This is a genomic window from Methylophaga sp. UBA678, assembly GCF_002299105.1.
Taxonomy (GTDB): Bacteria; Pseudomonadota; Gammaproteobacteria; order Nitrosococcales; family Methylophagaceae; genus Methylophaga; species Methylophaga marina.
The window spans coordinates 23307-34495 of the sequence record NZ_DBNG01000028.1; the positions used below are offsets into that span (position 1 = coordinate 23307).

The 11189-nt window shown below is 42.8% G+C and carries 10 protein-coding genes; 2 read left to right on the plus strand and 8 right to left on the minus strand.

From position 1 onward, the window contains the following. The 7 genes from B3014_RS13715 to B3014_RS13745 form a co-directional block, all read right to left on the minus strand. Positions 1 to 645, minus strand: a 645-nt coding sequence (locus tag B3014_RS13715; protein WP_289287009.1) for an aspartate-semialdehyde dehydrogenase, incomplete at its 3' end; no start/stop codon positions are given. A gap of 20 nt (positions 646 to 665) precedes the next feature. Next, a complete protein-coding gene (leuB, locus tag B3014_RS13720; protein ID WP_289245064.1) occupies positions 666 to 1736 on the minus strand; it encodes a 3-isopropylmalate dehydrogenase in 1071 nt (356 codons plus the stop codon). Positions 1737 to 1777: 41 nt separating this feature from the next. Then, complete coding sequence (gene leuD / locus B3014_RS13725; RefSeq protein WP_284722429.1) at positions 1778 to 2416, minus strand: 3-isopropylmalate dehydratase small subunit; 639 nt, start codon at positions 2414 to 2416, stop codon at positions 1778 to 1780. Between the two features lie 15 nt (positions 2417 to 2431). Beyond that, entirely contained in the window at positions 2432 to 3022 is a 591-nt protein-coding gene (locus tag B3014_RS13730; RefSeq protein WP_289245065.1) for a YceI family protein, read from the minus strand. 10 nt (positions 3023 to 3032) lie between these two features. Beyond that, positions 3033 to 3929, minus strand: a complete 897-nt coding sequence (locus B3014_RS13735; RefSeq protein WP_289245066.1) for a flagellar motor protein MotB — start codon at positions 3927 to 3929, stop codon at positions 3033 to 3035. 20 nt (positions 3930 to 3949) lie between these two features. Next, positions 3950 to 4714 carry a flagellar motor protein PomA gene (pomA, locus tag B3014_RS13740; protein WP_284722426.1) on the minus strand — a complete coding sequence of 255 codons (765 nt, stop codon included), beginning with the start codon at positions 4712 to 4714 and terminating at the stop codon, positions 3950 to 3952. 88 nt (positions 4715 to 4802) lie between these two features. Beyond that, on the minus strand, positions 4803 to 6953 hold the full coding sequence (locus B3014_RS13745) for an ABC transporter substrate-binding protein (RefSeq protein WP_289245067.1): 2151 nt from the start codon (positions 6951 to 6953) through the stop codon (positions 4803 to 4805). A gap of 129 nt (positions 6954 to 7082) precedes the next feature. On the opposite strand from B3014_RS13745, the gene B3014_RS13750 reads away from it, so the two are divergent. Continuing rightward, entirely contained in the window at positions 7083 to 7871 is a 789-nt protein-coding gene (locus B3014_RS13750) for an enoyl-ACP reductase FabI (protein WP_289245068.1), read from the plus strand. Between the two features lie 72 nt (positions 7872 to 7943). Beyond that, positions 7944 to 9146, plus strand: coding sequence for a dicarboxylate/amino acid:cation symporter (locus B3014_RS13755; protein ID WP_289245069.1), 1203 nt, complete (start codon positions 7944 to 7946; stop codon positions 9144 to 9146). Positions 9147 to 9189: 43 nt separating this feature from the next. Here B3014_RS13755 and B3014_RS13760 read toward each other — a convergent pair whose 3' ends face one another. Continuing rightward, positions 9190 to 11073 carry a SurA N-terminal domain-containing protein gene (locus B3014_RS13760; RefSeq protein WP_289245070.1) on the minus strand — a complete coding sequence of 628 codons (1884 nt, stop codon included), beginning with the start codon at positions 11071 to 11073 and terminating at the stop codon, positions 9190 to 9192. Positions 11074 to 11189 lie beyond the last annotated feature (116 nt).

Genomic DNA, 11189 nt, shown 5'->3' on the forward strand with positions numbered 1-11189 from the left:
CATTTCTTCTTTGGTGTAGCCGTTATCCATGAATACATCAATCTGAGGCAGAACATTAAAAGCGATCTGTTTAGGATAAACTTCTGCCTTAACAGGGCGACCATTCAATAAATCTGCAGTCTGTTTCGCCAATTCATCCATCGCTGGTTTGCCAGAGCCAGAAACAGCTTGATATGTACACACATTGATACGTGTAATACCGACGGCATCATAGATAGGCTTTAATGCGACCATCATTTGGATGGTTGAACAGTTCGGATTGGCAATGATGCCACGATTTTTGTAATCAGCAACGGCTTCCGGGTTTACTTCTGGCACGACAAGCGGAATATCATCATCGTAACGGAACTGTGATGTGTTATCGATGACCACACAGCCAGCCGCAGCGGCTTTAGGGGCATACTCAGCAGAGACACTAGCACCTGGAGAAAACAAGCCAACTTGTACTTTAGAAAAATCAAACTCAGCCAGATCTTCGACAATAATGGATTTGTTACCAAAACTTACTGTAGAGCCTGCACTACGTCCGCTTGCCAGTGCATATACCTTACCTACTGGAAATTGACGTTGGTGCAAAATTTCTAACATGGCTTCACCGACAGCCCCTGTAGCACCTACTACTGCAACATCTACTTTTTTATTCACAATACACCTTTTGTTTTAATTTATAACGCTGCTAATACCGCATCACCCATTTCAGAGGTGGACACTTTTGTCATACCTTCAGAATAGATATCCGCAGTACGAAGTCCATCATCCAGTACTTTACTCACAGCTTTTTCAATTCGATCAGCCATTGCAGCTTCATCGAGTGTGTAACGTAACATCATAGCAGCTGACAAAATTGTCGCCAGTGGGTTGGCAATATTCTGTCCAGCAATATCGGGGGCAGAACCATGAATCGGTTCATACATACCCTTGCTGTTTTCATCAAGCGAGGCGGAAGGCAGCATGCCAATCGAGCCAGTTAACATTGATGCACAATCAGACAAAATGTCACCAAACATATTAGTCGTCACCATCACATCAAACTGTTTGGGTGCTCGTACTAATTGCATGGCTGCGTTGTCTACATACATATGACTCAATTCAATGTCCGGATAAGATTCAGACAATGTTGTCATAGTTTCACGCCACAATTCTGTGCTTTCCAGCACATTTGCTTTATCTACAGAACAAACTCGACCTTGTCTTTTGCTCGCAATATCAAAAGCGACCTTGCCGATTCGGTTAATCTCACTTTCACGATAGACAAGTGTATTGAAACCCTGCTTTTCGCCATTATCCAACGTTCTGATACCACGTGGTTGACCGAAATAAATGCCACCCGTCAATTCACGCACAATCATCAAATCCAGACCAGCCACCACATCAGCTTTTAGTGTAGAAGCTTCTGCTAACTGCGGATATAAAATTGCCGGACGTAAATTGGCAAATAAATTCAATTCGGAGCGGATACCTAATAAGCCTTTTTCTGGTCTTACACTGATATCAAGTGACTCCCATTTGTAGCCCCCGACAGCACCTAATAAAATTGCATCGGCCTGCTTTGACATCTGCAGTGTTTCGTCAGGTAACGGTGTACCAGTTTCATCATATGCTGCTCCACCAATGAGGCCATATTCCAAAGAGACATCTAGCCCCTCTTGACGAAATGCTTCTAAAATTTTGACTGCTTCAGCTACGATTTCAGGACCAATACCATCACCAGGCAAAACTACAATCTTTTTTGTCATTTTTTATATCTTTAAATAATTTACTGAATTAGAGATTTATCTTACGAGAATAACCAGGGCGCTTCTTGCTTGCGCTTTTCTTCATAAGCCTTGATATCATCTTGATGCTGTAAGGTGAGACCAATATCATCAAGCCCTTCGATTAGACAGTGCTTTTTGAATGCATCAACCTCAAAGTCAATCGACTCACCATCAGGTAACGTGATTTTTTGCTCTGGTAAATCGACTTTCAGTTGGTAGCCAGGCATCGCCTCTACTTGCTCAAACAGTTTGTCAATTAGCGACTCTTCCAGAGTGATAGCCAAAATACCATTTTTACTAGTGTTGCTGAAAAAGATATCTGCAAAACTGGGGGCAATAATAACGCGAATGCCAAAATCATCCAGTGCCCAGACAGCATGTTCACGACTTGAACCACAACCAAAGTTCTCACGCGCTAGCAGGATAGTCCCGTTTTTATAGCGTGGTTGGTTAAGCTCAAAATCAGGGTTTAAAGGCCGTCCACTGTTATCTTGTCCTGGTTCACCATGGTCAAGATAACGCCACTCATCAAACAAGTTCGGACCAAAGCCAGTGCGCTTGATAGACTTCAAAAACTGTTTGGGGATAATGGCATCGGTATCGACATTGGGGCGATCCAATGGAATAACGATGCCAGTCTCAACTGAAAATTTTTGCATTGCGAGGAATACCTCTTAGTTCGTCGCGTTTAACGTTAAATAAAAACTTACCGGCACAGCATGGCTTATGTTTGGTAATCCAGCCAGCTCACGTAATTTTTCTACACCCTGTGTCAACTTATAATCATCAACACTCAAAATAACAGGATGAGAAGAGACCACTAGCAACTCATTTTCGGTTACTTTGGTCACAAGCACATCAAATGTCATTTCTTGTTTTTGCCCATGCAGTTCAAAAAAACCATCAATAGATAATGGTTTTGTCTGCCCAACGGTAATCTGTGTTATTTGTTCTGGTGACAGCTGAGCCGTAATCGTCGCTTTAGGGAAGTCAGCGACATTGAAAAGAAACTCTTTCATGCGACTGTCGCGAATTTCTATGCCTGTATTTACCGATGCCAAATCAATGGCAAGAGAAAACTCACCTGTTTCAGCTAAGTTACCAGCAATTTTGTCAAACTGATGAACCTCAGCAATGTTCACCTTTTTTGTTGAAATAAAATTCACTTGAGACTCGTTGTTGTTTATCTGCCATTGTGTTGCAGAAGCTACCGAGCTTGCCAGGAGTATACTGAGTGTCGACACCCAAATATGCATTTTTCTCATTCTTCTTCCCTCATCGTTCGATAATAGTAGACACTGAACCATCAACAGCATCATGCTCATTGATCAGCTCGTCAATTGATCGGGTTAAACTTTCTTCAACCGGCGATTTCAGCACAATAATCTCAACACGTCTGTTAATTGCACGGTTCTCAGGTGAATTATTAGGCACCAATGGTTTTGTATCCGCATACCCTTCTAAAACAAAACGTTCTGGTTTCATATCCCCAGGTTCTAACAATTCATGTACTACAGAGGTGGCTCTTGAGGTAGATAGTTCCCAATTTGATCGATATCTTGGCGTATTAATCGGTACATCATCCGTGTGGCCAGCGACAGCAATTTGACCTCCCGTACCCACTAAAACGTCGTGTATCTTTCTAAGAATAGGTTTAAAGCCAGGGTTCAATCTCGCGTCACCAGATGGAAATGAACCATTTTCTCGAATTCGGATCACAATCCGACTGAACTGACTTTCTACTTCAATTAAACCTTCTTTAATTTCTTCATCTAATGCTTCACGAAATTTCTGGGTTTCTTCGGCTATTTCCTGCGCCTGTTGTCGCGCGACCTCTTCTTCATCCATTGTTACCTTGATTTTTTCACGGGTATCATCGATGGTTTCTTGTCTCACTACCTTAAGCGGCGTCGGTTTAGGCTCACCTGGACTATACTCTTGAGCAATAATACTGGTACCAACGGGCACAGCATCAGCGATGACTTCTCGCTGAACGCCAAAAGCATTATCAAGAGATTTCACCACCATCTTGTATTTCAAGGCATCCATTTCAGCAAAGGATAATAACAAAACAAAAAAGCACATCAGCAATGACATTAAGTCTGCGAATGTGCCCATGTAGGCGGGTAAGCCTTCGTCTTGCTTTTTAGGTCTTGGGCTATCTTCACTCATTTCTATGTAACCGAGACCAACTAGGCAGCTGGTTCGTCAGTATCACGCTTAGACGCTGGTAAGAAGTTTTGTAACAGCTCACCTAATACTTTCGGGTTTTGACCTTCCTGAATCCCCATTACACTCTCAATGATAATACTCTTATTCATCAACTCTTCACTGCTACGTAAAGCGAGCTTATCAGACACAGGCAGAGCGAACATATTGGCTAACATTGCACCATAGAGTGTGGTTAATAATGCCACAGCCATGGCAGGGCCAATGGATTTCGGATCGGACATATTTGACAACATTTGTACCAAACCGACTAATGTACCAATCATTCCCATAGCTGGACCAGCATCCCCCATCGTTTTGAAGATTTGCTGGCCTATAGAGTGACGGTTAACGGTTTCATTCATTTCCGTAACCAGTGCTTTTTTGACTACCGCTGGTTCATGTCCATCAACCAGCATGCGTATACCTTTTGCCAAAACGGGATTAGCCACCTCCTGTCTTTCCAGAGCAAGTAAGCCCTCTTTTCTTGCAATGGTGGCTAGTTCAACAACAGATTGAATGATTTCTTGAGGTGACTCTGATTTGTATAAGAACGCTTTCATTGCTGTCTTAAACGAGCCAAGAAATTGTCCTAGAGTGAAGCGCATCAATACCACCGCAAAGGTGCCGCCTATGACAATCGCTAATGAAGGCATGTTGATGAATACACCGGCTGCTGCACCAAGAGCAATCGTTGCAATAATCAGACTCCAAGCCGCAATAAAACCTAGCAGTGTAGCTAAATCCACTCAATTACTCCCTAAGACTAGAAACTCATCAATGAAATGCCGTAGCACTGGCAGTGCATTCTACCTAATCGCATAGTAAAAATCTCCTCTATGACGAAGGAAAACGTTGCTTTTTATGCTTCTTCGCTCTGTAAATTAAAAACGCAGGCAGAACCATCAGCATAATGACAATAAGTACGACGCCTAATGGCCAGAGTATCGGCTGATTCCACTCAGACTGAAGTTTTTCACGTAATGACGCATCAATACGGCGATATTTCAATGTGTTATTCGCCATTAAGTTAGGCTTAACATTATGATTCCATTGATGATAAAGCGAAAACTGTTTTGGATGAAAGCCCCAGATCCATGGCGCGTCTTTTCTAGCAATATCAACCATACGGTTTATGATAGATCGGCGCTCGGGACTGTTCGACATCGTTCGCATCTGCTCAAAAAGCATATCAAACTCTTTGTTGTGATAATTGGCGGTATTTTCACCACCAAATTCTGCTCGGCCATTGGGTCCATAAAGTAAAAATAAGAAATTCTCCGGATCAGGATAATCTGCGTTCCAGCCCCATTGGAATAACTGGGTTCGTCCACGACGAATTTTATCTTGAAAACGATTGTAGTCACTGCTTCTGATGACGAGTTGTATTTTGAGTTTTTTGAATTGCTTACGTATCCAATCTAAATCGGCTTTACTATCAGGCCCACTCGCCGTGGTATCCAGGTAAATAACGAGCGGCTCGCCAGTTTTCTCGTTCCTGCCATTGGGGTAACCCGCTTCTGCTAAAAGTTGCTTAGCAGCGTCAAGCGATTTACGAACAGCTTGTCCCTTCTCCCATTTGTATATGTGTGTGTTAATACCTGATTTTCCCTCACTGTAACCAAAAATACCGGGAGGAATGGGTCCTTGGGCGGGGATGCCTCGCCCATTCGCAAAGATAGAAATATATTCCTCTTGATCAATAGCGATTGAAATGGCTTGCCGAAGTTTCCTTGCTCGCTCTGTGTAGCCACCGACAACGGGGTCCAGCATATTAAATCCAGTATAGAAACTCGTCGCCGCAATGGCTGTTTCAAGCTTTATTCCTTTCTCTTTCATGACATCACTTAAACCAAACTCGCCTGATGCTGACACATTCACGGCTTGCTCGAAACTGTCTGAACTAATGCCACTTACATCGTAATAGCCTTGCATAAATTTCCCCCAATAAGAGGTACTTTCTTTTTCAAGGGTAAACACAATTTTGTCTGTTAAAGGCAGCGATTTTCCTGCATCGTTCAGCAGACCATTTTGCCGATCCGTTTCCTCCCCTTCTGTTGGATAACGCTCGCCATGAAAATGAGGGTTTTTAGTCAGTACCATGCGTCGGTTTGGATCATTTTCAGTCATATAAAAAGGACCCGTTCCGACTGGGTACCAATCAAGGGTTATGTTCTTATTTATCAAGCCTGGTTGTGAGTAAAACTGTTCTGCTTCCCAAGGGATTGGGGCAAAAAAAGGCATGGCTAACCAATAATCGAGTTGTGGATATTTGCCATAGACCTTGATTTGATAATGGTAGTTATCAACGATGTTGACGCCACTGATGTCATGCTGACGAAGATCGACTACGTCGCCTTTTTTACGAAGATCTCTTAACTTCTGAGCATAGTCTTTTAGTCCAACAATATGCTCTGACATCACACCAAGTATCGGTGAGTGAATTTCGGGATGAGCCAATCTCTTTATCTGATATACAAAATCATCTGCCACCAGTTTACGGGTATCTGTTTGCTCAAAATCTGCTAAATCTTCTATATCAGAGAGTTCTTCATCGGTTAAGTTATGGTACAGCCAGACACCGTTTTCATCTCTGGCAAATGCAGGGTGTGGCTGGTAATAAATATTATGTTTGATGGGAATCGTATAAATTGAATATGCAATATCATCATCAGTCTCCTTAACAGGATGATTATCCTTGTCCAGGTAGACTACATCGGGCATTGATTCAGCTGCCAGGGGCTCTAGTTGATAAGGTCTTTTCAGGTAGTGGTATTGATATGGCGGTTCGTAAACCTGGCCAGTAATGATGACCTCGTTTGCGCTGTAGGATCTGGCAGGATCCAAGTGTTTGGGTCGTAGAGAAAAAGCAGCGTATAGGATCTCTTCATCGCTGGACGCTTCAGGATAAGGTGAATTTATCGCCCCCTTATCACAGGCTGTTGTGAAAAACAGCACGATAGCGAGCAAGCAATATATCAATCTCATACAACCTCATTGCGGAACATTAGATAGTGTCTGCATCATACCAGTAGAAGATTACTGCATGCTTGCCCTTTCCGTCATCCCCAAAATCAGGTAAGTTATCTCGCTTTATATGTAGTTTAGGAGAGACACATGGGTTTTCTGCAAGGCAAACGTGCGTTAATCGTGGGCGTAGCCAGCCCCCGCTCTATTGCATCTGGTATTGCTCATGCTATGGCACGAGAAGGTGCTGAATTGGCTTTCACTTATCAAAATGAGAAATTAAAATCACGCGTTGAAAAAATCGCTGAAGAATGTGGCGCCGACCCTGCACTGGTCTTTCCTTGTGATGTGAGCAGTGATGATGAAATTAATGGTGTATTCAAGTCGTTATCTGAGCATTGGGATGGCCTAGATACGATTGTTCATTCTGTTGCCTTTGCACCACGTGAGCAGCTTCAGGGTGGGTTCGTTGACAGTGTCACACGTGATGGTTTCGCTATGGCCAACGATATTAGTGCCTATAGTTTTGCTGCATTAGCTAAAGCAGGCAAAGACATGATGGCAGGTCGCAATGGCTCATTATTAACATTAAGCTATCTAGGTGCAGAAAAAGCCATTGATAACTACAATGTCATGGGCGTAGCTAAAGCAGCTTTAGAAGCCACTGTTCGTTACATGGCATACTCAATGGGTGAACAAGGTATCCGTGTCAATGCAGTGTCGGCTGGCCCAATCAAAACACTGGCTGCTGCTGGTATTGGCGATTTTGGCAAAATGCTCGCCTACGGTGAGAGAAACTCACCACTTAGAAGAAATGTAACGATTGAAGAAGTCGGTAATGTAGCTGCTTTTCTCTGCTCTGATTTAGCTTCAGGTGTGACGGGTGAAATTACCTATGTTGACGCTGGCTACAATATTGTCGGTATTGGTGATAAGTAATTTCACTATATTACAAGAACTCATAAGGGCATTGATTAATGCCCTTTTTTTTGATCTCTATTTGGAGGCCATATGTCTCATAAACATGCCATGATTTTATTGGCCTTCATTGTCCTTGGCGCAGTGAGTGGTGTTTTCTTAGGGTGGTATAAACCTGACACAGCCACGCAGATAAGTTGGCTTGGAACACTGTTTCTTAATGCATTGAAAATGACCATCATTCCATTGGTTATTGCATCCATTGTCAGTGGTATCGGATCATTAGGGAATCTGAAAAAGCTCGGCAAGCTGGGTGGACTGACCTTACTTTATTACAGCTTATCAACCGCTGTCGCCGTTTTTATCGGTCTGGTCGTTGTGAATTGGATTCAACCAGGTGCAGGTATGCAATGGAGTCAGTCAGAGGTGCCTGAATATATTCTGGAGAAACAGGACACCGGTGCCAGTGATATCATCTTATCCTTGGTCTCACCTAATCTGATCGCTTCAGCAGCAGAAACACAACTCCTTCCTTTGATTGTCTTTGCCATTTTGTTTTCTATGGCCTTAAGTACGTTAGGTGAAACAGGCAGACCGGTCTTTCAGCTGTTTGATGGCATCAATGAAGCCATGATGAAACTCGTTATCTGGGTAATGCACCTCGCTCCACTAGGCATATTTGCTTTAATTGCTGCTAGGCTGGGTAATGCTGGAGGTGGTGAACATTTTTTAAGTGAAATGAAAGCGGTTGGCTGGCATGTAGTGACTGTACTGACGGGACTTCTTGCACACGGCATATTGTTATTTATCATTCTGCTATTAACGACACGCCGTGGCATAAGCTATCTGCTTGGAATGGGCCGAGCCTTGGTAACGGCATTTGGTACAGCGAGTTCTTCTGCCACCCTACCATTGACGATGGAATGCGTCAGAGAGAATGGTATTAGCCATAAAACCAGTAAATTTGTTCTGCCACTAGGGGCAACAATCAATATGGACGGTACTGCACTTTATGAAGCGGCGGCTGTTATGTTTATTGCCCAGGCTTATGGCATTGACCTTAGCTTAACCCAACAAGCAATTGTTTTTATTACGGCTACCTTGGCTGCTATTGGTGCCGCTGGCATTCCTGAGGCTGGCCTTGTGACGATGGTGATTGTTTTAAGCGCTGTGGGCTTACCACTGGATGGTATTGCATTGCTGCTTTCCGTAGATTGGTTTCTCGACAGATTCAGGACATCAATCAATGTATGGAGCGATAGCGTAGGCAGTGCAATTGTTGATCGACTGACATAAAAAAAGGCGCATGGCGCGCCTTTTTTCTGCTCATGAAGATTGTTTATTTTAATGCATCTTGATGAATATCTATTTCAGCATCATGACGTAATTGAGCGATGAAAGCTTCAACTTCAGCGGCCGCATAAATACCTGTAAGCTGTTGTTGAAGTGCTTTTCTCTGCTCTTCATTCACATCATCAATATTACCGTTTCTGACTGAAGTTAATTTAATAACGACATAATTACCATTATCAGCAGAAAATCCTTCATAGTTTGCTGATGATGATGGTTTAGCCATGGTAAATGCTCTCTGAAGAATCTGACCACTCACTTTTTCAGCATCGCGTCCATAAAATTCAGGCGCTTGCCAATTTGTCAGCAAAGAGTCTGGAGCTTCACCAGATTTCACTTTTTCCAAGATTGACTCACCCTCATCCTGGGCTAGTTTTCTGGCTTTATCAAAAATCAACTGCTGTTTGATAGCAGGAGACACAGACTCAAAAGGTAAAACCGTCTCCGGAATATGCTTGTTCTTATGAATGACCAGCAAATCATTATCTGACAATTCAATCACTGCACTATTGAGATCATTTTTCAATACATCTTCACTGAATGCCGCATCAATTACCTTCTTATTACTGGTAATACCCTCTTCAGTGCCTGTACGGGTAAAACTTGGCGTAGTTTTAATTTCAAGACCCAGAGCTTCTGCTGTCACATCAAGGCTATCCGGATTTTCGAAACTTAGGTTGGCTAACTGTTCTGCTTCATCATAAAAAACAGATTCAGCTTGCTGACGGCGATATAAATTTTCAACCTCGTCCCGCGCCTGAGCAAAGCTTTTACCTTCTGGTTTTTGAATCCCAGTAAGTTTAATTAAATGATAACCAAACTCAGTCTTAATGGGCTCACTGACATCGCCAACGTTTTCTAATGCAAATGCCGCTTCTTCAAACGCCGGATCCATAACATCTCTGCCAAAGAATCCAAGATCGCCACCATTACTGGCCGATCCGGTATCTTGCGAGGCCTCTTTAGCTAATTCAGCAAAGTCTTCCCCCTCATTGATACGGGTTTGGATAGCTTTAATTTTTTCTAATGCGCTCTCGTCATCACCTTCAACTAAGATATGACTTGCACGGCGTTGCTCAGGGCCAACAAACTGATTTTGATTATCTGCATAGAATTTTTTCAAATCATCTTCATTGATTTGAATATCTTTTGCTAACTCATCAACAGATAATTCAATATAGTTGAGTTTGACTTGTTCAGGCGCTGTGTATGCGGCTAGATTATCGTCATAATATTGTCGAATTTCTGCATCATCCACATTCACTTCTTCAACAAATTGTTGGATGGGCACAATACCGTAAGCAATCTCACGTTGCTGTCTTTCTAATCTCAATGCTTCATTCAGTAATTTCACACTGGCAATTGATGAGCTTTGAATATTTGTTGTCAATTCTTGTGATAGTAGATCAGCTCTCAATTGGGCTTCGTATTGAGTGGGTGTGTAACCGACTCTTGCCAGAACCATCCCATAATAGTCTGAGTCAAATTGTCCATCACGTTGAAAAGCAGGGGTAGAGCGAATGAACTGAGAGACAGCAGCATCACTAATATGCTGTTTTAAGGTGATATTCGCGTCACGCAATAATCGTTGTTCAATAAGACCATCTAAAACATCTTTTTTTACAGTAGCACTGTCGAACATAGCCGGGTCGAACTGATCGCCCATCATACTTCTCATGCGGTCACGGTATTGCTGAAGTGACGACTGTAATTCTGTTTGAGTGATGGGAGAACCATTAACTTCGGCCACAACCACTGCCGAAGCACCAGATAAATATGAATTGATGCCCCACAGAGCGAATGGAATACTGATTAAACCAACGATGAACCAGGCAATCCATCCCTGGGCATGATTACGTATGAAATGCAACATATGAAGAGAACCTTCCCGAAATGTTGTTAAAAACGGCTATTCTAATACAATAGGCAAAAAAAAAGGCGCATATGATGCGCCTTTCCTCTTTTTTGGCGGAGCGGACGGGACTCGAA

Excerpts from the sequence above, each read along its gene's own strand:
- B3014_RS13745 (WP_289245067.1), bottom strand. The coding sequence starts at position 6,953 with ATGAGATTGATATATTGCTTGCTCGCTATCGTGCTGTTTTTCACAACA.
- B3014_RS13730 (WP_289245065.1), bottom strand. The coding sequence starts at position 3,022 with ATGAGAAAAATGCATATTTGGGTGTCGACACTCAGTATACTCCTGGCA.
- leuD (WP_284722429.1), bottom strand. The coding sequence starts at position 2,416 with ATGCAAAAATTTTCAGTTGAGACTGGCATCGTTATTCCATTGGATCGC.
- B3014_RS13750 (WP_289245068.1), top strand. The coding sequence starts at position 7,083 with ATGGGTTTTCTGCAAGGCAAACGTGCGTTAATCGTGGGCGTAGCCAGC.
- leuB (WP_289245064.1), bottom strand. The coding sequence starts at position 1,736 with ATGACAAAAAAGATTGTAGTTTTGCCTGGTGATGGTATTGGTCCTGAA.
- B3014_RS13760 (WP_289245070.1), bottom strand. The coding sequence starts at position 11,073 with ATGTTGCATTTCATACGTAATCATGCCCAGGGATGGATTGCCTGGTTC.
- B3014_RS13735 (WP_289245066.1), bottom strand. The coding sequence starts at position 3,929 with ATGAGTGAAGATAGCCCAAGACCTAAAAAGCAAGACGAAGGCTTACCC.
- B3014_RS13755 (WP_289245069.1), top strand. The coding sequence starts at position 7,944 with ATGTCTCATAAACATGCCATGATTTTATTGGCCTTCATTGTCCTTGGC.